This is a genomic window from Aliidiomarina taiwanensis, from assembly GCF_003987015.1.
GTDB classification, from domain to species: Bacteria; Pseudomonadota; Gammaproteobacteria; order Enterobacterales; family Alteromonadaceae; genus Aliidiomarina; species Aliidiomarina taiwanensis.
Window position 1 is genome coordinate 71,236 of sequence record NZ_PIPQ01000006.1, and the last position, 24,985, is coordinate 96,220.

Annotated in this window: 21 protein-coding genes and 1 tRNA gene; 13 read left to right on the forward strand and 9 right to left on the reverse strand. The window is 48.1% G+C overall.

Annotated features, from left to right (window positions below; all coding sequences use genetic code 11):
* Positions 1–7 precede the first annotated feature (7 nt).
* The 4 genes from CWE15_RS09460 (at position 8) to CWE15_RS09475 (ending at position 2,959) form a co-directional block, all read left to right on the forward strand.
* The gene (locus CWE15_RS09460) at positions 8–280 is read left to right on the forward strand and encodes an oxidative damage protection protein (RefSeq protein WP_126757849.1); all 273 of its coding nucleotides are present in this window, start codon (positions 8–10) and stop codon (positions 278–280) included.
* 160 nt (positions 281–440) lie between these two features.
* Entirely contained in the window at positions 441–1,559 is a 1,119-nt protein-coding gene (gene proB / locus CWE15_RS09465; RefSeq protein ID WP_126757850.1) for a glutamate 5-kinase, read from the forward strand.
* Positions 1,556–2,812, forward strand: a complete 1,257-nt coding sequence (locus CWE15_RS09470) for a glutamate-5-semialdehyde dehydrogenase (protein ID WP_241971882.1) — start codon at positions 1,556–1,558, stop codon at positions 2,810–2,812. The genes proB and CWE15_RS09470 overlap by 4 nt, the downstream gene beginning before the upstream one ends.
* A 71-nt stretch (positions 2,813–2,883) precedes the next feature.
* A tRNA-Phe gene (locus CWE15_RS09475) sits at positions 2,884–2,959 on the forward strand.
* Positions 2,960–3,376: 417 nt separating this feature from the next.
* Here CWE15_RS09475 and CWE15_RS09480 read toward each other — a convergent pair.
* From CWE15_RS09480 to CWE15_RS09500, 6 genes are all read right to left on the reverse strand, one after another.
* Positions 3,377–4,906, reverse strand: coding sequence for a phospholipase D family protein (locus tag CWE15_RS09480; RefSeq protein ID WP_126757852.1), 1,530 nt, complete (start codon positions 4,904–4,906; stop codon positions 3,377–3,379).
* Positions 4,907–4,967: 61 nt separating this feature from the next.
* A complete protein-coding gene (locus tag CWE15_RS09485) occupies positions 4,968–5,555 on the reverse strand; it encodes a uracil-DNA glycosylase family protein (RefSeq protein WP_126757853.1) in 588 nt (195 codons plus the stop codon).
* Between the two features lie 11 nt (positions 5,556–5,566).
* Positions 5,567–6,013 carry a YtoQ family protein gene (locus CWE15_RS09490; protein ID WP_126757854.1) on the reverse strand — a complete coding sequence of 149 codons (447 nt, stop codon included), beginning with the start codon at positions 6,011–6,013 and terminating at the stop codon, positions 5,567–5,569.
* Between the two features lie 107 nt (positions 6,014–6,120).
* Entirely contained in the window at positions 6,121–7,494 is a 1,374-nt protein-coding gene (locus CWE15_RS09495; protein WP_126757855.1) for an NAD(P)-binding domain-containing protein, read from the reverse strand.
* Positions 7,495–7,645: 151 nt separating this feature from the next.
* Positions 7,646–7,777 carry a putative transporter small subunit gene (locus tag CWE15_RS12145; RefSeq protein WP_275065512.1) on the reverse strand — a complete coding sequence of 44 codons (132 nt, stop codon included), beginning with the start codon at positions 7,775–7,777 and terminating at the stop codon, positions 7,646–7,648.
* Positions 7,777–9,423, reverse strand: coding sequence for a sodium:solute symporter family transporter (locus CWE15_RS09500; protein WP_126757856.1), 1,647 nt, complete (start codon positions 9,421–9,423; stop codon positions 7,777–7,779). The genes CWE15_RS12145 and CWE15_RS09500 overlap by 1 nt, the downstream gene beginning before the upstream one ends.
* 387 nt (positions 9,424–9,810) lie before the next feature.
* On the opposite strand from CWE15_RS09500, the gene CWE15_RS09505 reads away from it, so the two are divergent.
* From CWE15_RS09505 to CWE15_RS09535, 7 genes are all read left to right on the forward strand, one after another.
* Positions 9,811–12,261, forward strand: a complete 2,451-nt coding sequence (locus tag CWE15_RS09505; protein WP_126757857.1) for a heavy metal translocating P-type ATPase — start codon at positions 9,811–9,813, stop codon at positions 12,259–12,261.
* A 65-nt stretch (positions 12,262–12,326) separates the two neighbouring features.
* Entirely contained in the window at positions 12,327–13,358 is a 1,032-nt protein-coding gene (locus tag CWE15_RS09510; protein ID WP_126757858.1) for a Fe(3+) ABC transporter substrate-binding protein, read from the forward strand.
* A gap of 6 nt (positions 13,359–13,364) precedes the next feature.
* Entirely contained in the window at positions 13,365–15,107 is a 1,743-nt protein-coding gene (locus CWE15_RS09515) for an ABC transporter permease (RefSeq protein WP_241971883.1), read from the forward strand.
* The gene (locus CWE15_RS09520; RefSeq protein WP_126757901.1) at positions 15,094–16,143 is read left to right on the forward strand and encodes an ABC transporter ATP-binding protein; all 1,050 of its coding nucleotides are present in this window, start codon (positions 15,094–15,096) and stop codon (positions 16,141–16,143) included. The genes CWE15_RS09515 and CWE15_RS09520 overlap by 14 nt, the downstream gene beginning before the upstream one ends.
* A 101-nt stretch (positions 16,144–16,244) precedes the next feature.
* Positions 16,245–17,894, forward strand: coding sequence for an HD-GYP domain-containing protein (locus CWE15_RS09525; RefSeq protein ID WP_198675008.1), 1,650 nt, complete (start codon positions 16,245–16,247; stop codon positions 17,892–17,894).
* Between the two features lie 19 nt (positions 17,895–17,913).
* Positions 17,914–18,660: a 3',5'-cyclic-nucleotide phosphodiesterase gene (locus CWE15_RS09530; protein WP_126757859.1), complete on the forward strand. Its 747-nt coding sequence runs from the start codon at positions 17,914–17,916 to the stop codon at positions 18,658–18,660.
* 12 nt (positions 18,661–18,672) lie between these two features.
* A complete protein-coding gene (locus CWE15_RS09535) occupies positions 18,673–20,889 on the forward strand; it encodes a CHASE2 domain-containing protein (protein ID WP_126757860.1) in 2,217 nt (738 codons plus the stop codon).
* Here CWE15_RS09535 and CWE15_RS09540 read toward each other — a convergent pair whose 3' ends face one another.
* Positions 20,890–21,333: a DUF3429 domain-containing protein gene (locus CWE15_RS09540; protein ID WP_157980746.1), complete on the reverse strand. Its 444-nt coding sequence runs from the start codon at positions 21,331–21,333 to the stop codon at positions 20,890–20,892.
* A gap of 13 nt (positions 21,334–21,346) precedes the next feature.
* Positions 21,347–22,330 (reverse strand): calcium/sodium antiporter, encoded by a 984-nt coding sequence (locus CWE15_RS09545; protein ID WP_126757862.1) that lies wholly within the window; start codon positions 22,328–22,330, stop codon positions 21,347–21,349.
* Positions 22,331–22,476: 146 nt separating this feature from the next.
* Between CWE15_RS09545 and CWE15_RS09550 the strand changes: the two genes are divergently transcribed.
* Positions 22,477–22,920, forward strand: coding sequence for a GNAT family N-acetyltransferase (locus CWE15_RS09550; RefSeq protein WP_157980747.1), 444 nt, complete (start codon positions 22,477–22,479; stop codon positions 22,918–22,920).
* Positions 22,921–22,954: 34 nt separating this feature from the next.
* Positions 22,955–24,247: an anti-phage deoxyguanosine triphosphatase gene (locus CWE15_RS09555; RefSeq protein WP_126757864.1), complete on the forward strand. Its 1,293-nt coding sequence runs from the start codon at positions 22,955–22,957 to the stop codon at positions 24,245–24,247.
* On the opposite strand, the gene CWE15_RS09560 is transcribed toward CWE15_RS09555, so the two are convergent.
* A complete protein-coding gene (locus CWE15_RS09560) occupies positions 24,244–24,933 on the reverse strand; it encodes a pseudouridine synthase (protein WP_126757865.1) in 690 nt (229 codons plus the stop codon). The genes CWE15_RS09555 and CWE15_RS09560 overlap by 4 nt on opposite strands.
* Between the last annotated feature and the right edge of the window lie 52 nt (positions 24,934–24,985).

Here is a 24,985-nt window from a genome sequence, read left to right on the forward strand (position 1 = left end):
ACATTGTATGAGCCGTACCGTTTATTGTCATTTCTTAAAAAAAGAAGCCCCTGGCTTAGCCTTTCAACTTTACCCCGGTGAATTAGGCCAGCGAATTTTTGAGAATATTAGCCAAGAGGCCTGGTCAGCTTGGCAACACAAACAAACTATGCTGATTAATGAGAAGCATTTAAACCTAATGGATCCGGAAGCGAGAGCCTTTCTAGAAAAAGAAATGGTTGGTTTTTTATTCGAAGGTAAACAGGTTGATATAGAAGGATATGTACCGCCAGAGAAATAACAGCTTGTACTTGTAGTATTTGCAATATCACATTGCATATTCATTCACTTCAACTTGGTCACACAACTAATTCCATGCTCTCCGCTCTGGCGTTCCGTGGAGAGCAATAATTAGCTGTGTTAGCATGATAGGCTCTTTATTCATCAACAGGGAGTTTTTCATGAAAATACCTACCTGGCGAAGGGCTGTCATTAAAGTGGGCAGTGCTTTGATAGCGCCAGATGGTAAAGGCTGTAGTTCGAAATATTTACTCGCAATTGCACGCTTTATCAATGAGTGCCGTGAACGTGGACAAGAAGTTGTCCTGGTCTCATCGGGTTCGGTCGCTGCCGGACGCCATCATTTCAAGTTTGACGAAAATAAACCCATTCCAGTCGTGCTAAAAAAAGCCATGGCCGCCGTAGGACAAAGCCATGTCATGGAAAGTTGGTCTCGCTTTTTCGACTTCCCCTGCGCACAGGTCCTTATGACCCACGACGACCTACGTGATCGTGAGCGCTACATTAGCATTCGAAACAGCGTTAACACGCTCATTGAGCAAGGCATTATGCCTATTGCCAACGAAAACGACGCACTAGCAACAGACGATTTAAAAGTAGGCGACAACGACAACCTTGCCGCTATGGTTGCTACAGTGGTCGACGCGGACGCACTTTTCATCTGTTCTGATATTGACGGTCTTTACGACAAAGATCCGAACAAACACAGCGACGCGACCTTAATTCCTGAAGTGGAAACCATAGACCAAAGCATTTACGCTCTTGCTGGCGGCTCTGCGAGCGCCGTAGGAACTGGTGGCATGCGAACCAAAGTGGAAGCCGCTGAGAAAGCAACCGCTCATGGTATCGACACCTATATTTTGAATGGCCGTAAGGGCTCTATGTTCGAAATTCTTCTTCGCAATGAAAACCCAGGCACCTTATTCCATGCACGTGAAAATCCGCTAAGTAATAAAAAGCATTGGCTACGCCATACGCTTATCGCTCAAGGCGAGCTCTTAGTGAACTCTAAAACTGTAGAAGCTTTACGTCATGGCGGTGAATCACTGCTAACTACAGGGATCGTCGACGTCCAAGGAAACTTTGACCGTGGCGACGCGGTACTCGTTCGTAACGCGGGTAATACTGAAACTGTGGCAAAAGGAATATGCCGTTATAGCTCACACGAGTTATTACACCTGAAAGGACAGTCAGACACTGATATTGCTGAATTATTTGGCTACAGCCCACTCAGCGAAGTGATTCATCGCGACGACCTAATGTTATGGAGCAAAGCATGAATAACCAAGAATTAGCAACAGATATTGCAAAGCGTGCAGCAACAGCTGCGCGCACGATTGCCACCCTTTCTACTGCAGATAAAAACGCCGCACTACAAAAAATGGCCGACGCCATTCGTGGCAACACAACTAGTATTTTAGAAGCCAACGCAAAAGATCTTGCCTCTGGACGTGAACAAGGCTTAGACGACGCCATGATGGACCGTCTAACCCTAGATGAAAGCCGTATTGAAGACATGGCGAAAGCCATTGAAGAAATTATCGCGCTTCCCGACCCAGTGGGCCAAAGCTACCTGCTAGAAGAACGCCCAAACGGCATGCGTATTGATAAAACTCGCATTCCACTTGGTGTTATTTGCATGATTTACGAAGCACGCCCAAATGTGACTGCCGACGCAGGCGCTCTGTGCTTTAAATCTGGCAACGCAGCTATTCTCCGCTGTGGAAAAGAAGCAATAGGCACCAGTAAAGTTATCGCCGAAGCCATGCACGGCGCATTAGAAGCCTGTGGCATTAACAAAGACGTTCTCACCGTTGTGCCAACGCCAGACCGTAACCTGATGGCTGAACTCTTGGTGCAAAAAGACCACATCGATCTTGTCATACCGCGTGGCGGCGAAGGTTTAATTCACTATGTCAGTGACAACAGTAAAATTCCTGTGATTCAACATTACAAAGGAGTTTGTCACCTTTATGTAGACAAGGACGCAGACCTCGATAAAGCACTCGCCCTGCTGTTGAACGGTAAAACCCAACGTACGGGTGTATGTAACGCATTAGAAGGCTTACTGGTGCATTCAGAGGTTGCTGAGAAGTTCTTGCCAATGGCAGCAAAATCCCTAGCTGAAAAGCAAGTTAAAATACACGCTTGTGAACAGTCTATGGGTTATTTCGACGGTGCTATTGCAATTGCAGACCAAGACTTCGGTCAAGAATACCTCGCCCTTGAGTTAGCCGTGCGCACTGTCAAAGACTACGAGCATGCGGTTGAGCATTTACACCAGTTCTCAAGTGGTCATACAGACGTCATCTGCACAGAGAATGAAGCAACAGCACGTCGCTTTATCGCAGACATAGACTCTGCAGTGACCATGTGGAACACGTCCTCACGTTTCTCCGATGGTGGACAGTTAGGCTTAGGTGCAGAAATTGGCATTTCCACCTCAAAACTACACGCTTATGGGCCAATGGGCTTAGAATCTCTCACAACAGAGAAGTTTGTAGTGACTGGAAATGGTCAAATACGAGAATAGTTGTTTTTGAGCTTGACAGCAGGCGTAAAAAACCGTTTAATACGCCGCGTTGTTAGCGAATTAACAGCTACGCCCAGATAGCTCAGTCGGTAGAGCAGGGGATTGAAAATCCCCGTGTCGGTGGTTCGATTCCGCCTCTGGGCACCATATTTATGATAAACCCGCCTTATGGCGGGTTTTCTTTTTCTGTGCCATCGGCTCCAGATTATTCGCCACATCCATGTGGCTCACCCTACGGGCCATCGCTTCGCGATGTTCAAAATCGCTCCCGGCGATTTTGTCCGCCTCTGGGCACCAAATATAAAAAAACCGCCCTTGTGGCGGTTTTTTTATATTTGGAATTCAGTGGGCTGGATGAGAACCACCGATTGGTTCGACAAAAATGTCTGGAACATTTTTGGACGCACGCAGTGCGGGCCAAAGGCCGAGCCCCAGGGATGGGGCGAGCATTCCGCCACCCGAACTCCCCTCTTAAACATCTACTGCCCCCCCCGCCCTTGTGGCGGTTTTTTTATATTTGGAATTCAGTGGGCTGGATGAGAACCACCGATTGGTTCGACAAAACTATAACAACCACTCAACCGGCAGCCAGCCTATGAAGGTTAAGCTGATACTGCGCCAAAAGGTGCGCCCTGGCTCTTCTGTAATAGGCTCTGCGCTGGCGTTTTCCGGTTGCAGCCAAACCAGTTTACCGTCACGCATTTCAACTTTCCAAGCCGTTCCATGCAGCCCGGTATCAAAAGCAGTGTGCATACTTTGTGCAAGAGACTCACTTTCAATGAGTAAACCCATTTCGGTGTTTAAACGTGCTGAGCGCGGATCAAAGTTAAAGGAGCCAACAAAGATTTTTTGACCATCCACAGCAAATGCCTTCGCGTGTAAGCTAGCCCCTGATGAGCCAAATGGACCCAGTTTACTACTTACAGAGTCCGGCTCTGACTGACGGCGCAGCTCATACAGCTCGGCGCCATTTTCTAGCAAGTCTTTTCTTCGTTTAGCATAGCCCGCATGCACCGGAATAACATCTGTGGCTTCAAGTGAGTTTGTTAATAAACGCACTTGCACGCCCCGCTGCTCAAGCGTGCTAAAGGCTTCTACACCGTCTTTGCCAGGCACAAAATATGCCGATACTCCATCAAACTGACTTTCTATTGTGCCTACTGATTCAACGAGATGACCTGCTAATAAGTCTTTTTCTGGCACGCGGCCCTGCCCTTTAGCCGGGGTATCACTCACGAGCGTAACCTGAGTCCACTCTAAATTGAGGTTGCCCTCACTAAAGCGCTGAATAAAACCCGAGTCTGCAATAAGTTGCCGATATTCCTCTAGCTGCTCAGTGTCTTCATGAGCATAGTGGTCAACGGCATTGCGAATAACCCCTGAAGCATTCTGCTCCATATTAATAATTTGCTCGGCGGAAAATGCAGAGGGGCTGTTCCAATACAAGTCAAAGTCCGACGATATATGTGGCACTATGGCACCAGCTACAAACATATCTAGATCAACAAATAATGCGGTTGGCCCTGTGTCGAAATATTCGTCACCTATGTTGCGACCACCTAATACGCTGACCACACCATCTACGGTGAAACTTTTATTATGCATGCGCCGGTTTAACCGGAAAAAGTCGTAAGTAAAAGAAAGTGGCTTAAACTTCCTTAGCACAAATGGGTTCCATAAGCGGATGCTAACATTCGGATGACGTTGCAGTTCAACCAGCTGCTTGTCTAAGCCCCCTGTTCCATGGTCATCGAGCAATAAGCGCACCCGTACTCCACGGTTCGCCGCGGCTTGTAACCGTTCAAGCAATAAATTACCGGTTAGATCAGAGCGCCAAATATAGTATTGAGCATCAATCGAGGTAGTCGCTAAATCTGCTAATAGCATACGCGCCGCAAAGGCATCAGCACCGCGACTTAACGGCGTTACACCGGATAACCCAGGGTGCTGTTGCGTTTGCCGATGCGCACCCTCTGCTAAAACCCCTGTTTGTGCCGGCGGTAAAGCTTCCATCTGCACTGCATTATTTTCAGGTAAGCCAATACTGCAACCCGTTAATAGTGTTGCAAGGAAAATAAGTAGGTATCGCGTCATAAAGGAAGGCCTTTGGGCTTATTAAGTGTATAAGTGATACTAGCAGCCGGCTTCGCTAAGGTCAGCTTTTCTCCGTTAGAGCTTGGCGAACCCGCTGCTGAAGAGCAGGAATAACCTGCTCTGTAAACCAAGGGTTGCGTTTTAGCCAAATATTATTGCGCGGGCTCGGGTGGGGTAAGGGAACCACCGCCGGCCAGTGTGCGCGCCAGTTTGCTACCGCGTCCGTTACCTTTTGGTTTTCATTAGGCAAATGGTAAGCCAAGGCGTATTGGCCTATCACGAGGGTCAATTGAATATTCTTGAGCCCTTGAAGCAAGGGCGCACGCCATTTCGGGGCGCATTCAGGGCGCGGAGGTAAGTCACCAGACTTGCCCTTACCTGGGTAACAAAAACCCATGGGCATAATGGCTATTTTCTTTGCATCATAAAACTCAGAAACACTCACCCCTAGCCACCGGCGTAAACGTTCGCCGCTTGCGTCATCAAACGGAATGCCAGTTTGGTGCACTTTGAGGCCTGGTGCTTGGCCAGCAATAAGAATGCGCGCCTGAGGGTGCAACTGCAGCACAGGCCGCGGGCCAAGTGGCAGCTGAGTCTCACACAGAGTGCATTGCCTTGCTTTGCCGAGCAGCGCCTCAAAGTCAGTCATACCGTGTCACCTTATAGCGTGTTCTGCCCTACATACTTCAAAATTTCAATCACCTGGTCTGTCGTTGTCGCCCATGCAAGCGCCGACGCATCCACCTCTTTTAGTGGGTGAATAATGTCTTCGTCGTGTAACGTAATGTAAGGCTTTCCTAAGGCTGCACAGTAACCAGCATCAAATGCAGCGTTCCATTGTTTGTACTTGTTGCCAAAGCGTACAATTGCTATGTCGCTTCGCTCAATCAAGGTTTTGGTGCGAATGGCATTCACTTTTGCCGACTTATGATCACGCCAGAAGGACTTCTCTTCTTCGCCAAGCATATCACCGGCGGCATCGCTTGCGTCGTGGTCTGTCACTGCTGAGTAAAACACAATGTCTAAGCCATGCTGAGCACAGCCTGCGATAATTTCGTCGCGCCATTGTGTATGAATTTCACCTGATAAATATACTGCTAACTGCATTTTTTTCTCCATAAAAAGTACGTTTAGCTAAAGCTCCCTATTGAAAGACTAGCATAAAAAAGCCCAGCAATTTTGCTAGGCTTTTCATTCATCTGTTGTGGCTTTATTTAGTCGACTGTCACTTCAACAAAGTCAAGGGACATAAAGCTTTCTAGGGAGTCGTCTTTAATTTCTAACCAAGGCTTAGGTAGTTCTGTGGCCATGGTATTAGTGATGGTCGAGGCATAGGTCCGCTCCCGAAAGCCCATGATGTCTTCGTCTTTATCGCGCAACCATTGCTTAAATAGCTCACCTTGTTTCTTAATAGGAAACTCTGGGTAGTCGGTTGCAGCAAGTAGGTCGAGCATATAGTCGCCCTGAAACTCAATATTTTGATCGTCCGAGCCATCAAGCGCTTGATGCCTGTCCTGCCAGACTTTCATATCGGCAAGACGCTCCTCGGCATTTGGTAACTCAATATCACCCAACATGATATCTCGGGCATACCATGCTTGCAGATCTAGCTTGTTAAAGGTGAAGTACTGATCATGCATACCTAAGTAAATTAACTTCGGGTTCTGCTGGAACACAATACCTTTGTATAAGTGTTCTGGATATAAGCAGTTGTGTGTCTGCAAGCGCAAGTCGTCTGGCAAGAATGGGAAGTGGAATAAATACCCGGTACACATCATCACGCCGTCATAGGCTTTGCTGGTGCCATCACTGAAGTGAGCCGTATTCCCTTCAAAATGTGTTACTAATGGTCTCTCTTCGATTCCCTCTGGCCATTCATAGCCGATGGGCTGGCTTCTATAGCTGATAGTAATCGACTTAGCACCGTACTTGTAGCACTGAGAAGCTATGTCTTCAGCTGAGTAGCTAGAGCCTATCATTAACACATCTTTGTCTTTAAATTCGAGTGCATCGCGGAAGTCATGGGCGTGCAATACTCTGCCCGGGAAGTTTTCAAGCCCTTTAAAGTAAGGCATATTCGGGGTTGAGAAATGACCTGTTGCAACCACAACATAGTCAAAGGTGTCCGTTTCTTGTTGACCTGTTTTGTGGTTCATCACTGTTACTGTAAACAGCTCTGACTCTTTGTCATATTCAACCCAACGTACTGGGCATTCGAACCGGATATATTTTGAAACGGCTTCTTCATCGATACGCCCCATAATGTAGTCTTTTAAAACTGCACGTGGGGGGTAAGAAGGGATAGCACGACCAAAGTGCTCATCAAAGGTGTAGTCAGCGAACTCTAAACACTCTTTGGGCCCATTTGACCACAAGTAGCGGTACATACTGCCATGGACGGGCTCGCCGTTTTTATCGAGTCCGGTGCGCCATGTGTAATTCCACATGCCACCAAGGTCTGCTTGTTTTTCGTAACATATAATTTCAGGTAGGTTTTTTTTACCAGCTAAACGTGCTGCTTCAAATGCTCTAATTTGTGCTAAGCCACTAGGACCAGCGCCTAGAATGGCTATTTTTTTATTTAACAAAACATACTCCTCTGTGACAAAAACGGAGCACATTATACACAATTTATAAATATTTTCAATTACTTATAATTGGGCGCTTGCCTTCACTCGATTACTGAACATAAAAAAGGGGAGCCTAGGCTCCCCTTTTGCACCCTGTATAAGAACACTCTTATACCAATGATTTACCGCTCTTTTTTGCTGCTCGCATGTCAATAATGAGTGCCACACACAAGGTGAGAAAAACACCGCTCGCGATCAGTGGCCATATCAATACATAGGCTGTAAGCCAGAAAGTAGACATTATAAATTCTCCATCGTTTGTGGCTGTTCAGCATGGAATTCCACTACACGCTCATCAATGGTTTTAAACTCAAAAGGTGGCTTCTTGCTGGTAATGGTAAGCAAGGTACACACAAAAGCACTTGCACCATAAGCAGTGAGGGAAGCCAGCAACACGATGTAGTCGCGTAAAAATCCAATGCTGTAGAATGACAAGAAAATACCAAATAGCGCGCCTATCACTAACCCGGCACGACGCCCAAAGAAGCCAAAGGACATAAGTCCAATAACCACAGCGGCACCAATGGTAGCCAGAATTTCAAAGAACACGGCCACCACGCCTGTCATTGCTAATAGCTCAAAGCGTGCTACGACAAACAGCAAGAAGGCGATGATTACGGAGCTGGTAAAGGCCAAGTTCGTTACCCTGCTCCAGTACAAGCTGGCAATAACCGGGAACACAATGGCACCCCACAAGGCTCCTACAAAAATAAGCATCGATAAAATATCGAGCTTCAAGCTTGCGAAAATAACGCCCAGTGTGGTCGCTGTAACCATGGTCATACGTCCAACCCACACCATAGTGGTTGGATTCGGCTTATTTTTACTAATCTGCTTACCGTAGATATCTGTCATGACAATAGAAGATAAAGCCGATAAGTCAGAGTCTGCCGTTGAGGACAAAGAACCAATAATCATCACAAACAGCAAGACCACCATAATGGGTGACAAGTAGGTTGCCGCCATTTGTGGAATCAGGTTATTCAAGTCGCCGTTAATAGGCTCTACCCCTGCCAGCAAAGCCAACAGCCCTAGCATACCAAGGCCTATAACAATGGAGCCATAACCAATGGTTGCGGTAATGAAGCTGGGTTTAATTAAGTCTTCTCGCACAGCAAATAAGCGCTGGGCAATGGTTTGGTTACCTATGGCATAGGCTAGAACAGCTACGAAGAAGGGAGCACCCTGCTCCAGTATAGCTGTAGGGGAATAAAAGCTTGCTTGTTCTGGGGTTAAATTCACCATCCCAACTTCAAAAAGCTCAGGCCCTCCAAGCTTAAAGAAAATAATGGGTATAATAATAACTGCAGCGACTACCATAGCAATGAGCTGGCCAAAGTCGGTAAAGACTGACGAGCGGAACCCTGACCAGAAGGTATACGACAACACGCCAACCCCCGCTATTAACACACCTTGGACGAAGCTGAGTGGGGAAAGAATATCAACCAAAGCCCCTGCTGCTGTGAAGTTCACCATCAAGCTAATAACGCTTCCCACCACGTTAGACCCAGCAAGCATAAGCTGGCTGGCGCTCCCGTGACGGGCATGCATGATTTCAGCAAGGGTATGTGCATCAGGTGCTAGCTTGCGGAAACGGCGACCAAAGGGGTAAATGAACAAAATCATTAAGGCTCCCCATAGCCCGTAGTGAATAGCCCCTGATAAACCATACTTATATCCTGAGCTAGCTGCAGCGTAGAAAGAGGCAGCCCAAATCCAGGTGGCTGTCATACTGGCAGCCGACATACTAAAACCAACAGAACCACTCGACACCATATAACTATCAGCGTTTTCTTGGCGACGACCTATACGCAAGGTCAGTAAAAAAGTTAAGCCATAGAACGCAAATAAAATTATCATTGCACTGGTTGTAGAAAATTGAAACATGCTTACTCCTAACAAACCGCTTGCGAGTAGGCACTCGAATAATAGGGCATTCAAAGTGCTTTATAGTCGCGAAAAGCATGCGGCACGATTGACAGTTCTCATTTATAAACAGGGCGTTTAGTGCATTGCCTACTTAACATTTGTTTATAAATAAGCGCTAAAAAACCTAAGCGTAATCAGGACAACAGAGCAGGATTACTACTCAGGATGTGACATTGTCTGGCGAGGCCAGATTCAAAAATGATAGGGAGCAGCTAACAGCTGCCCCCTATAGAAGAGCTTTACCTTAACATTATTCAGAGAAATAGCCAAAAACAGTCACATTCGCTAATTCTTGGGCCATCACGTTATACTTATTCAAAATTCGGCAAAGTGATAGGAGTGTCTATGCAACCTCAGAAGTACCAATTAGAGTTTCCAGTGACAGGACTTACATGTGCAGGCTGTGTCCGCCGGGCAACCCAAGCAATAGAAAAGGCCGAAGGCGTTACCGAGGCTTCGGTTAATTTAGCCAACGCTAAAGCCACTGTTACCGCCACAGGTGGGGAAGCTTCTGCTGGCGTTGCCGAACAACTAAAACAAGCGGGATACCCTGCCCAAACTGAAGAAATAGAACTTCAGTTGCTAGGTATGCACTGCGCTTCTTGCGTGTCGAAAGTGGAAGGCGCATTAGCCAAACTACCGGGCGTCATTCACGCCCGCGTCAATTTAGCTGCTGAAACAGCGTCTGTAGACATTCTTGCTCACACCGTCAGTAACAAAGAATTGATAGACGCCATTCAGTCTGCTGGCTATAAGGCTGAGTTGCGCAGCGAAAACCGTGCGGATGCTGAAGCAGAACAAGCTAAGTCCATGAAAAGCCTACAGTCCGCTTTTTGGTTTGCGATGGTCATGACCTTACCCGTTTTCGTGTTAGAAATGGGCAGCCATTTTGTACCCGCCATAAATAACTGGGTTGCAAACACACTTGGGCAATCCTTAAATTGGCATATTCAATTTGTTCTCACCACTTTAGTCTTGGTTTTCCCAGGCCGTCGTTTTTACCAAACGGGTATTCCTGCCCTCTTCCGCGGCTCGCCTGACATGAATAGTTTAGTAGCCATGGGAACCATTTCTGCTTGGATGTTTTCCAGCATAGCAACCTTCTTCCCTACGCTATTACCAGAGGGGTCACAACACGTTTATTTTGAAGCCGCTGCAGTTATTGTCACTTTAATATTACTTGGGCGAGTGCTTGAAGCCCGAGCAAAAGGCCGTACCGGCGATGCAATTAAGCACTTACTTAGCCTGCAGGGCACGACCGCAAGGGTACGCATTGACGGCGAACTAAAAGAAATGAACGTGGACGAGCTTACCGAAGGCATGGAACTAGACGTTCGCCCAGGTGAGCGTATCGCCGTAGACGGTATAGTCCTTTCAGGGCAAAGCTATGTGGACGAGTCCATGCTAACGGGCGAGCCCGAGCCTGTGTTAAAGCAGGTGGACGACACCCTAGTAGGCGGTACTGTGAATAAAAATGGCGCCTTTACCTATCGGGTCACCAAAGTGGGTAAGGACACTGTCCTTGCGCAAATTATTCGCATGGTGGAGCAAGCACAAAGTGCCCGCTTACCGGTGCAAGCATTGGTTGACAAAGTCACAGCCGTGTTTGTGCCCGTCGTCATTTTTCTCGCGGCCCTGACGTTTGTTATTTGGTTGATTTTTGGCGAGTCTCCCGCTTTAAGCTTTGCCCTTATCAACACGGTGGCTGTGTTAATTATAGCGTGCCCTTGTGCTATGGGACTGGCCACGCCGGTTTCTATTATGGTGGGTACCGGTCGTGCTGCGGAAACGGGAGTATTATTTCGCAAAGGTGAGTCCTTACAAACCCTACGCAGCGTAGCTGTTGTAGCTCTTGACAAAACCGGCACGCTAACCGAAGGGAAGCCGAAGCTCACAGACTTTGACACCACCGACGCCTTTGCTACAGACGAACTACTTGCCATTGTCGCGGCTATTGAGGAGCGCTCCGAGCACCCCATTGCAGACGCTTTAGTACAAGCGGCAAAAGAGAAAAACTTATCTTTACCTGCTGTTGAAAATTTTGAGTCTCTTACTGGCTTAGGTGTAAAAGCAGAAGTAGCAGGTCGCTCTGTGCTTATTGGCTCGAAGCGTTTGTTAGACCAACAAAATATAGACATTTCCAGCTTATCGGAGCAGGCCAAGGCGCTAGGTAAAGAAGGCAAGTCCCCTTTGTATGTTGCGGTAAACAATGAGTTAGCCGCACTTGTGGCCGTTGCCGATACTCTACGAGAAACCACAGCCTCAGCTATTCAAGCATTACACGCACAAGGTTTAAAAGTAGCCATGATTACTGGTGACAACCAGCGCACTGCCGACGCCATTGCTGCCAAGCTCGACATTGATCACGTGGTTGCAGAGGTTATGCCTGAAGGCAAAGTAGAGGCACTAAAAGAACTTAAGGAAAGCTTTGGTGCTGTTGCCTTTGTCGGTGACGGCATAAACGATGCGCCTGCGCTTGCAGAAGCCGACATTGGCATAGCCATTGGCTCAGGCACAGATGTAGCGATAGAAGCTGCCGACGTGGTGCTGATGCGGGCAGACCTTCAGGGTGTGGTACATGCAAATACCATTAGTAAAGCAACAATCCTTAATATAAAACAAAACTTGTTCTGGGCATTCGCATATAATGCGTTATTAATTCCTGTTGCAGCCGGTGTGTTATACCCAAGTTTTGGGGTGTTGCTGTCACCTATGTTAGCCGCTGCGGCTATGGCCTTGTCCAGCGTATTTGTTATTACCAACGCATTGCGACTACGGCACATAAAACTCAAATGATAATGATTGTCATTTAGATATTACTGATTTAGAATGGCGGCACGTTCAAAAAAGAGAGAAAGTTTATGAAACCAATAGTCAAAATAACTCTTATTGTTGTCGTGCTCGCCAGCATTGTCTTTTTACTTGCGCCTAAGCATGAAACAGAAAGTGTAAACGTGTACAGCTCTCGCAACGAAAGTTTAATTAAGCCTTTGTTAGATGAATTTACAGCTGAAACAGGCATCAAGGTAAACTTATTAACAGGCAGTGGCGACGGCTTACTAACACGTCTCGCGAACGAAGGCCGAAACACCAACGCCGACTTGTTTTTAACCGTTGACGCTGGCGCCTTGCACAGAGCCAAGGTTGCTGAGCTTTTTCAGCCCGTCCAGTCCGCCACACTCAATAGTGCTATTCCTGCGAATCGCCGCGACCGAGATAACGAATGGTTTGCCTTGAGTATGCGGGCTCGTACCATCTTCTATTCAAATGAACGCGTTGACCCAAGCGAGCTAAGCAACTACTTAGACTTAGCCGACGAGAAGTGGCGTGGCCGCATTTGCGTACGTAGCTCAGACAACCTGTATAACCAGTCTCTGGTAGCTTCTATGATTGCCCATCACGGCGAAGAAGTAACGGAAGAGTGGGCGCGCGGCTTTGTTGCTAACTTTGCTCGTAAACCTGTAGGCGGTGACCGCGACCAGCTTCATGCTGTTGCTTCCGGTCTATGTGATATCGCCATTGCCAACAGCTACTATTACGGCGGTATGATTGCCAGCGACGACGAAACCAATAAAGAAACCACCGACAAGGTGTCTATTTTCTGGGCCTCTCAAGAGGAAGAAGGCACCCATGTAAACGTGAGCGGTATTGGCCTGCTGCGTTACGCTAAAAACCCAGAGAAAGCCATTCAACTTATGGAGTTTTTAGCCAGTGAAGCGTCGCAAGAATGGTACGCAGAAGCCAATCAGGAATTCCCTGTTCGGCCTGGTACTGACCTCAGCGATATCCTTGAGGCGTGGGGTGAGTTCAAGGCAGACCCTCTACCTATCAGTGCCCTAGGCGAAAACAACGCTAACGCGGTTCGCGTAATGAACCGGGCTGGCTGGCGCTAAACTCCTATGTCTACAGCCACAAAGCTTTCAAAGAAACTCACACCGGAGCATGCTTTTAGCATGCTCCGTACGTATAGCCTCCCCCTGGTTGCAACCTTGGTTTGCTTACCCTTAATTGTGGTGGTCGCTGCTTTTTTTATTGGCTTTGTTGGCGCAGAACAGCGCGAAACCCTTGCTCACCTTTGGAACTTCGTCATTGGTGAATATATTTGGCACACCTTTGTGCTTATGGTGGGCGTCGGTATTCTCGTCACCATGATAGGCGTCAGTGCGGCTTGGCTAACCACTGTCTGCGACTTCAAAGGTGTTTCTTGGCTCCGCTGGGCCTTGTTGCTGCCTCTTGCTATGCCTGCTTACATTACAGCGTATACCTACAGCGGTATGCTCAGTTTTGAAGGGCCTGTGCAAAGTCTGCTGCGTGATCTTACTGGCTGGAAGTTTGGCGAGTACTTCTTCCCTGACATTCGCTCGCTCCCTGGAGCCATCCTGGTTTTGAGCTTCGTGCTGTTCCCTTATGTTTATCTTATTACACGGGCTGCTTTTATTGAGCAGTCGCGAGCGGCCCTTGAAGCAGCACGCACTTTAGGTATAACACCAACGCAAAGTTTCTGGCGTGTTGCTCTGCCAATGGCCCGCCCTGCTATTGCCACAGGGCTCACCCTGGCACTCATGGAAACCCTTGCTGACTACGGCACAGTGCAATATTTTGGTATTACAACGTTTACCACAGGTATTTTCAGAACCTGGTACGGCATGAACGATCAAATTGGTGCGCTGCAGCTTGCGAGTATCTTGTTAAGTGCTGTGGTAGTACTTATGGTGGTTGAACGTATTTCCCGGCGCCAATCTCAATATCACTCTGCAGGCCGTAGTAAACACTGTGTACGCCCTTTTAAGCTAACGGGTATTCGCGCAGTGCTGGCCTTTATTGCCTGTTTTATTCCTGTGTTGTTGGGCTTTATTCTGCCTGCTTTGCAATTGCTTACTTGGTCCTTTGAACGGCTCCATGTGTGGTTAGAGCCAGACTTTATCGCCCTTATTCGTAACAGTTTAGTGCTTGCTATTAGTGCCTCAGTGATTACTGTTTTGGTTGCTTTGTGGCTGTGTTACGGCAAGCGCCGCATTCACACGCCACTGACTCGCGCCAGCATTAACTTTGCTTCACTTGGCTACGCCATACCGGGCGTAGTGATTGCTGTGGGGGTCATTGTTCCTTTTGCCTGGCTAGACAATAAAATCATTCAGGTATCCGAACTCTTGTTCGGCATCAATCCCGGCTTATTACTTTCAGGCACAATAGTCGCTTTATTGTTTGCCTACTTAGTGCGCTTCTTGTCTGTTTCGATACAAACCATCGACAGCGGCTTGTCACAAATCAGTACGGCCATGGACGAGTCTGGAAAAATACTTGGTTTAAATGCACAAGAAATACTTGCTCGCATTCATTTTCCATTGTTAAAAACAAGCCTACTGACTGCCACTATTCTGGTGTTTGTGGATGTATTAAAAGAGCTGCCGGCCACCCTGATTTTACGGCCATTTAACTTCAACACACTGGCTGTACGGGCTTTTGAACTAGCAGGTGATGAACGACTAGCTGAAGCTGGTCCTGCCGCTCTAATGATTGTGCTGGCCGGTTTAATTCCCGTAATATTCTTAAGTCGCGCCATGCAAGCACGGCATGACAAAAACAACCAGGTAGCACCAACACCGAAAGCTGAGGAGATCTATGAGCCTGTTAAAACTTGATCAGGTCGAAGTTGGATTTGGCAAAAATGCGATCGTTGACGACGTAAGCTTTACCCTTGAAGAAGGCGAGATTGGCTGCCTACTTGGCCCAAGTGGCTGCGGTAAAACCACGTTACTACGCGCCATTGCAGGCTTTGAACCTATTCGTCGCGGTAGTATTGAAATTGGCGAACGTTTAGTAAGCTCTTTAGCACAGCAAATTCCGCCAGAAAAGCGCAATGTTGGCATGGTATTCCAAGACTTCGCCCTGTTTCCTCATTTGACCGTGGCGGAAAACATTTCTTTTGGTATTCGCAAAGCGTCCAGTGCAGAGCAAGCAGAGCGAGTTCAGCAGTTGCTTAGTCACGTGGGTTTGGCAGGTTATGGCCCACGTTATCCGCACCAGCTTTCGGGCGGACAACAGCAGCGTATTGCATTAGCTCGCGCCCTTGCACCCCGCCCCCGAATACTGCTTCTCGACGAACCTTTCTCCAGCCTAGACGCAGACTTAAGAGAGTCTCTGGCCACCGAGGTGCGGGCTCTTCTAAAAAGCGAAGGTATAACCGCTTTACTGGTGACCCACGACCAGCAAGAAGCCTTTGCTATGGCCGATAAAGCCGGTGTTATGTACCACGGCCGTATGCTTCAATGGGACAGACCCTACGAGCTATATCACGAACCCACACACCAGTTAGTCGCGAACTTCATTGGTCATGGTGTGCTTTTACGTGGTTCCATTACAACCGACCAAAAAGTACAATGCCCCCTTGGCTTATTGCATGGCGACGAAGTACCTGCAAATGCAGCCGGGGAAGAAGTAGACGTACTGGTGCGTCCGGATGATATTATTCTAGATGACAGCAGTGAACGCCGGGCCACCATTATTGGTAAAGGTTTTCGTGGTGCTCACTATTTATACACAGTGGCTTTATCCGACGGAACCCAAGTGTACTGTATGTCTCCTTCACATCATCAGTACAGTATAGGGGCAGAAGTTGGGCTCCGCCTGAATATAGACCACTTGGTGCTGTTCCCAGCTGGTTTTTGCAAAACTTAACGACTGAGCCAAAGGCCCCTCTGTATTTCTTGATAACAAATAGCTAACCTTACTTATTAGCTGTGCTAACCTTAACCTGGCTTTCAAGAAAGGAGTGGTCTATGCCATTGCAGTCTGCCCATTACGAGATGGTTCAGCGAGTTCAACGTTTAAATGCGATTGGTATTGCATTATCGTCTGAGCAAGATGCCAATGTTTTGTTAGAAGATATACTTTCAGGCGCTCGCGAGCTGACCAATGCCGACGCAGGCACCCTATATATTGTTGAAGGCGCAGGACCATTAGCTAGTAAGCATTTACGCTTTGCGTTAGTTCAAAACGACACCCTAAATATTCACTACGGCGGAACAGGCAAGCCCGTTGGCAAAACCTTTTCTGAAATTCCTTTATATCTTGATGAGCAGCCGAACGAGCGTATGGTCGCTGCGTTTTCTGTACTACATAATAAGGCCGTTAGTATCACCGACGCCTATCAGGAAGAAGGCTTTGACTTCCAAGGTACCCGCGAGTTTGATAAACAAACAGGCTACCGCTCACAGTCTATGTTAGTTATTCCCCTTAATAACCACGACAACGAAATAATAGCGGCCATCCAACTGCTGAATAAAAAAGACAAGGCTGGCAACACAATTCCATTTAATGATGAAGACATGGAGCTCCTGTCTTCTTTAGCCTCGCAAGCAGCTGTCGCCTTATCAAACCGCCAGCTCATAGACGACTTGCATAAGCTTTTTGAAAGCTTCACCCACGTTATAGCTACAGCCATTGATGCCAAGTCCCCCCAAACCGGGGCCCATTGCCGCCGCGTGCCCGACGCCACGTTAATGCTCGCGCAAGCGGCTAGCGGGTCGCAGTACCCGGGCATTGAAAAATTTAAAATGTCGAAAAGTGACATGTACGCGCTGGAAATAGCGGCTTGGCTGCACGACTGCGGTAAAATTGTCACCCCGCCACATATTGTCGAGAAATCGACAAAGCTGGAAACCATTTCAGACCGCATTGCGTTAATTGAGGCACGTATTGAGGTGTTACTTCGGCAAGAGCGTATTGCTCGACTAGAGGCAGAACTAGCAGCGCTTAAGCCTGGTGCTGTGCAGTCAACAGAAGTGGAGACGCTTCAACAGAAAGAAGCGTTCTGGCAGCAGGTGCTTACCTTCTTGCGGGCCACGAATAAGGGGGGTGAATTCTTAGCTGACGAGGACATTGAACGGCTCAACACTCTCAGTCGTTACAGCTACATTACCCTTGAAGGGGACGAGCAGCCCCTTATTACGGAAGACGAGTTAGAGAACTTATCGGTTCGACGCGGAACGCTGACCGACGCGGAACGTCAAATTATGAATGACCATATGGTGCACACCATTCAAATGCTGGAAAAGTTACCCTTTCCAAAGCATTTAAAGAATGTGCCTGAGTATGCTGGAGGTCATCATGAGCGCATGGATGGCACCGGCTACCCGAAAGGCTTACGCCGAGAGGAAATGTCTGTTCCTGCACGTATTATGGGCATTGCCGATGTTTTTGAAGCGTTAACTGCCCCCGAACGAAGCTATAAGCAACCAATGTCGCTTTCACAAACACTCACAATTATGGGTCGTATGGTGGAAAACAAACACCTGGATCCAGACTTGTTTAATCTCTTTGTCGAGAAAAAGGTTTATTTGCAGTATGCAGAAAAGCACTTACAACCCGAACAAATAGACCAAGTTGACCTTTCACAACTGCCAGGACTTTCTTTGCGTCACGCATAACTTTGAGGAGCAATAGAGTATGACCATACGTGTGCTAGGGTGTAGTGGAGGTATTGGCGGTTTAACTGGCAGCACCTGCATACAGTTAGGAGAGCATATATTAATTGACGCGGGCTCTGGCTTAAACACCTTAAGCCTTACAGAAATGCGAGCCATAAAACATATTGTGTTAACCCATGCACACATGGACCACATTTGCTCTTTGCCTACTTTTTTAGCCAATCTGTTTGACTACTTTTCTGGGCCCATTGTGGTTCATGCTTTTCCTGAAACCATACAGGTGCTAAAAGAGTGCATTTTTAATTGGCAAGTTTGGCCCGACTTTACCCAGCTGCCCTCTCCTGAAAACCCTATTTTAGCGTTTCAAGAAATACACCCTCACCAGGCATTCACCATTGACGACTATCAGTTCCTGCCTTTTTCGGCTGCCCATACAGTGCCAACAGCAGCCTTGAGCGTCACGCATAACAACATCCATTTTGTGTTTAGCGCTGACACCAAGTACACAGAGGAATTTGTAGCACACTTAAACACGTTAGAGCCTATCGATATTTTTATGGTGGAGTGTTCATTCCCAGATAGGTATGCAGAGCTGGCAGAAGCGTCGTGTCATTTAACCCCAGCCACTGTGCAGCAGACCTTAAACGCGCTTAATGTACCACCTAAAGAAGTATGGATTAGCCATCTCAAGCCAAGCTACGAAGAGGAGTTACGCACTTTGTTTGCGACCTCCTCTGTGTACAAACACTGGCATATTCTCAAATAAAAGGACACCCGGGTGCCGCGTTTAAAGTTTACTTCTTCATTTCCCCAAGCCTGCATAAGCCTGCTCATCTTATTTGTTGTTTTAGGCGAACAAGTCGGCATATGGCCCTCTCAAGTTTTACAACGCTTGGAATGGCTTACATACGATGAGCGAGTACTAGCCACCCTTTCCGATGCCAAAGACCCAAGCATCGTGATTGTTGATATCGACGAAGAGAGCTTGCAAGCCATAGGTCAATGGCCTTGGCCCCGTGCGCAAGTCGCTCAACTTTTATTTACTCTTTTTGAAGACTACAACATACAGTTTGCCGGTCTTGACGTTATTTTTGCCGAGCCAGAAACAAACCTACTGGAGCAGCAGTGGCAAGAGTTATATCAAGCTTACCCTGGGCTGCCCGAAAGCCCTCCGTTCCCAAGTGGCGACGACCTGCTACGCCAAGTTATTGCCGCTTACCCGGTCGTGCCTTCTTTTTATTTTGATACAGGTCAAGCAAGTCAAGTCACCCCGTCAAGTGGCGTACTCCCTCGCCCATTAACGGTGACCAATTCAGAGACTGACTGGCAGCAGCTCCCCATTTATCAGCCTAGGCGCTATACCAGCAATGCCTTTACGGTACAGCCCGCGCCCAGTGTGGGTGGCTTTTTTGATAACCCCATGGTGGACAGCGACGGTGTGTTCCGACGTGTACCGCTGGTGCAACGCTGGCATGAACAGCTCTACCCCAGCTTGCCATTAGCTATGTTCTATACTCTGCTTGGGCAGCCACCCGTAACCCTTGACGCTGTACCTGCTGCTGGCATGCTGCATTTAGAAGGCATCGATGTGGGCGGCTTTTACTTTCCTACCGACCCCCATACCGCTGTACTTGTACCTTGGGCTGGCAAGCGTGAGCACTTTCCCTACATTTCGGCCGCTCATGTGCTTGAAGGTCGCGTTCAACCTGAGTCTTTAGAAGGCAAAATCGTTTTACTTGGCACATCTGCCCCCGGCTTGATGGATCTGCGTTCAACTTCGGTAGGTGCCGTGTTCCCAGGAGTCGAAATTCATGCCAATGTTTTGGCTGGCATGTTGCAAATGAGCTTTCGTTCCGAGCCTGGCTACAGCTTAGCCATTACCGTGCTCACTTTATTTGTTCTGGGGCTGCTCATGACCTGGCTTTATCCTCGGCTGCGAGCAGTCCAACTTATTGGCTTAAGTCTGTTTCTGTTAGGCACCATAGTGACCGGGAATATGTACGCTTGGCACCAGGGCCTGGTTCTTCCTATTGCCTCTGTTATTTTGCTCACCGCCCTCATGACGGTTTGGCATTTAACCTTAAACTTTTGGCGTGAAAGCCATGCTAAAAAGCAAGTGGCGGATCAATTTGGTATGTATATCCCCCCGGAATTAGTAAAAGACATTGTCGCTTCTCCAGAAGCACAAGATATGGCAGGGCAAGAAAAAGAACTCACCGTACTGTTTTCCGATATACGTGGCTTTACCACCTTTAGTGAGAAAATTCCGCCCGCTGAGTTAACCCAGGTTATGAACCGGCTGTTAACCCCTGTAACTCAGGCCATTCACGCACACCAAGGCACCATAGACAAATATATGGGCGACGCCGTTATGGCTTTTTGGGGCGCCCCCTTGTCCGATGAAAAGCACGCCCTGCATGCAGTGGAAGGAGCCCTCGCTATGCAAGAAGCATTGACAGAAATAAACCGCGAGTTTGTGCAAGAAGGGAAGCAAGCATTAGCTATGGGGGTTGGCATTCATACGGGCTTAATGAACGTGGGCAACATGGGGTCTTCGTTCAGAATGGCCTATACAGTGCTTGGTGATAATGTGAACTTAGGCGCTCGCCTAGAAAGCCTTACAAAGAACTACGGGGTAGATATTTTAATAAGCGAGATAACCCAGCAAAAGATAGCGCCAACAGGCCTGTTTTTGCTTCGTAAAGTAGACAAAGTACGAGTCAAAGGGCGTTTTGCTCCTGTAGAGATTTTTCAGTTGCTTGGCAAAAAAGAGCAACTAAACGAGCAAGTTCAGGCCATGGTGGCAAGTTTTGAAAATGCCCTGTCCATCTATGAGCAAGCAAACTTTGCAGAGGCACTACAAGCATTCCAGCAGCACTTGGGCCTATACCCCGATGACCAAGTCGCCCAGTTGTATCTTATACGCTGCGAGAATTACCTAAGCACCCCACCCCCAGACAACTGGGACGGCGTGTTTACTCATAAAGAAAAATAATTAGCTAGCGGTTCGTATGGCTGTCATAAGCACGGTAAACCAAATAAAGTGGCTTCCTGCAGCCACAAAAGTAATGGGCCGGCGCATACGCTCGTACCAAGGGGCCGTCACTTGGCTCAAGTCATAGTTTAACCACAGCAAATAACTGCCTGCCAACACAGGTAAAGCAATAATCTCAGGTAGTGCTGCCACCGCAAGCCATGCCACCAATGCCGGTGCCATACACAGCAACATTCTGAGCTCTGGTCGCTCAAGCTGGCCCGCCATGGCTAAGCCCCAGTGTATCCCCCCTAAAAAAGATAAAATAACCGCACTGTAAATTAGAAACACCTGTAAAAGCACATCGACCCAAAGGTTAAACGCACCTAAAATAGCAGTCCCTATAAAGGGAATAAGACCCGCCCAGGCGAGCCTGTTTGCTCTTAGTTCAATACTTTTTGTCACCACCTTCTTTCTCCTAGTTCAGTACAACACCAATCACTAACCAGCTTACATAGGCACAGTAAATTAGCAAAAAAGCACTGCCTTCTAACCGGTTGATGCGTGCGGGACGCGCCGGCAACCAGGACTTAGGCCGCCAGGCAAATAAGGTGAGCAGTAGCGTTAAGCCTAAAACAAGTGCCCAGTCTCTATATAGCACTTCCTCTGCCACAGAAATAGGAGCAACCAAACCGGCAAAACCGACCACAGCCAACGTATTAAATAAGTTGGAGCCAATCAAGTTACCAAGGGCTAAGTCGTGCTCTTTCTTACGAATAGCTACAATAGCGGCAGCCAACTCCGGAAGAGATGTCCCTAAGGCCACTATGGTCAGGCCGATAATAAGGTCGTCCACCCCCAAGGCGACGGCAATTTCAACGGCCCCCCACACCAACAGCCGGGAGCTAGCTACCAGCAGTATGAGTCCCACTACTAACCAAGTAACAGAGTGCTTCAAAGGTGCTTGTTCACTTCCCATGCTTTCCTCTAGCTCTGCTGCCAAGGGGTCGTCGCTGCCACCGTTTTGGCGCAACGTCCACAGCAGCACAACTACAAAAACAGCCAGTAACACGAGGGCGTCAACTCGGCTTACCTCACCGTCAATTAACTGGTAGCCCGCAAGCAAAGTGACCCCTAGCAATATGGGTAATTCGCGTCGCAATACCCCTGAGCTCACTGTCATGGGGAGTAATAGCGCACTTAAACCTAAGACCAAGCCAATATTGGCAATGTTCGAGCCAAATGCATTTCCTAAGGCTAAACCTGGGTTCCCTTGGGCTGCGGCAAAAACTGACACCACAATTTCTGGGGCAGAGGTGCCAAAGCCGATGACCAACATACCAATGACTAAAGGAGGCACGCCAAGCACTTTTGACGTGTTTGCTGCGCCTTCAATAAACTTATCGGCACTCCACACCAAAACCGCCAGACCGACGATAAGCGCAATAATAGGAACCAACATGAACTCTCCTTGATTTTAATTTAGTTATTTCCCGCTACAGCCGGCTCGGCACTGGCTCGAAAAGCGGAATTCTGGCAATATTTGTTCACCATTTTAAAGTGAACAGCCCCACTTCGCGAGTGATACTTACAACTTAGGTTATGCCCATGAAAATACGCCCAGCCCTCCGCTCTGACATTTCAGCCATTACCGCTTTAGAATATGAGACCTACAGCTACGAAGGCTATCCTGCAACGTTTATTGCACAGGCTATTATGCAGTGGCCAACCCTTTGTATTGTGGCCGAAGACAAGCAAGGGGACATCCTTGGTTACGCATTATATGCGCCAGCGGACCAAGCAGGCAGTTGCTGGCTTATGTCATTACTTATTAGCACCAACGCACGCGGCCAAGGGGTTGGCCGTGCATTAACTGTGTTTGGTCAGTCTCACTTGAAAGAACTTGGCTATACGCGCTGTTTACTAACCGTAGCCCCTGAAAATAAAGCGGGCATTCAACTGTACGAAAGTTTAAGCTTTGTAAGGTTAGACTTTATTGAACACGCGCTTGGTAAAAATGAGCACCGCTACTTAATGGCACAAGCTTTATAACTTTTTTGATGTTTTGGCTTCAAGGAGCAATTTCATGACAGATTGTTGGCAGCAACGACGTTCAAACGACGCCCCCTCTCGCCCAGGTGACTCTAGAAACCCATGGCAACGGGATCGTGCTCGGATATTACACTCAGCTGCTTTTCGTCGCCTGCAATCGAAAACTCAAATTATGAACGTAGGGGAAAACGACTTTTACCGAACGCGCTTAACCCATAGCCTGGAAGCAGCGCAAATTGGGGCGTCGCTTATTAACCAACTTCAGCAACAAGGTTGTGAAAAAGCAAAACAGCTACTACCCGACGGTAACCTTATGGAAGCCTTATGCCTAGCACACGACATTGGCCACCCTCCCTTTGGTCATGGTGGGGAAACCGCATTAAACTATAAAATGCTCGCTAGCGGTGGCTTTGAAGGAAATGGTCAAACGTTCCGAATTGTCGGAAAGCTCGAAAGCTATCATGCGGAACATGGTATGGATTTAACCCGGCGTACCCTGCTTGGCTTATTAAAATACCCAGTGCTTATGCCGCAACTTACAGTGCCAAAGCAGGTAGAGCGCCCACCTAGCTTGGCTCCTTGGAAACCAGCCAAAGCCTTATACCATGCAGACGCTGACATTCTCGACTGGGTTCTCGCTCCCTTGTCAGAGTCTGACCGCGCTTATTTCCAAGCAGTCGAAACCTTTCCCACGTCGCCCTTTCAGCGCTCGCTACACAAGTCCTTCGACGCCTCCATGATGGAGCTAGCCGATGACATTGCGTATGGTGTGCACGACTTAGAAGACGCTGTGGTGACAGGTACACTAACTAAAGCTGACTGGCATGCCTCTATGGACGAGCAATTAGAGCAGCTATCTCCTAGCCTGAAACAGCTTATGAAAAAGCTGCAATTATTGCTGTTTTCAAGCGAACACCATGAGCGTAAAAACGCCATAGGCGCTATGGTCAATATATTTGTCACGGCTGTACAGGTGGTGGAGTCTTTGCCGTCGGTGGAAGAACCTCTTATTCGCTACAACGTGGAGTTGCCCAGCGACGAAGCGAAGCTGCTTTCAGCTTTGAAGTCTGTGGTGTTTAAACATGTTATTAACACTCCGGAGATACAGCAGCTAAGGTACCGCAGCCAGAATATGTTGCTTAATCTATTTAGTGCTTTTCATGCAGAGCCTGCTCGTTTGCTGCCAAGCAATTCACGCCAGCGCTGGGAAAAAGCGTTTGAAGAAGGCGGGCAGGAAGGTGCAGACCGCGCACTCTGTGACTACATTGCGGGTATGACCGACGACTACGCCGGCCATATGTATCAACGCTTATTCGGTATCGGCTAGAACAGCGCAATTTCCTCAGGCGTAAGCTCCCGTGTTTCGCCTGGGCCGAGTTCAGGGTCGAGCACAAGTTCGCCCACTTGCTCCCGGTGCAACTGTTCTACTTTATTACCTACAGCAGCAAACATACGTCGCACTTGATGATATCGTCCCTCGTGTACTGTCACTAAAGCTTCACGCTCCGACACTATTTCTAATGTCGCAGGGGCCGTTAATTTGGCCTCTCCGCGTAACTGTAAGCCCGCAGCAAAAGCCTCTACATCGGCCGGTGTAAGCGGGTCTGCAAGCCAAGCTCGGTACACTTTGCTGCATTCCCGTTTAGGAGACGTTATACGGTGCGACCACTGCCCATCGTTGGTGATCAGTAAAAGCCCTGAAGTGTCTAAGTCTAACCGACCAACCGTGTGCAACTTGGCTGGGTTTGCCACATCTAGGTATGAAAACACTGTCATATGCACTGGGTCGTCATTGGCACACACACAGTCCAGGGGTTTGTGCATCATTAAATACGTGGGCCCCAAAACCTTTAAAGGAATATGGTTTAACACCACTTTTGCCCCCTCTGGCACTTGGAAGGCCCCTTTTTTGTGCACCACTCCGTCCACAGTAACTTCTTCACGGTGCAGTGCTTTGGTGGCTTCTTTTCGGCTTATTCCCGTCGCTTCAGAAATGTATCTATCGAGTCGCATGGGTTTCCCCGTCATCTAAAAGTGTATATGGTGCGTATTGTAACGCACAATC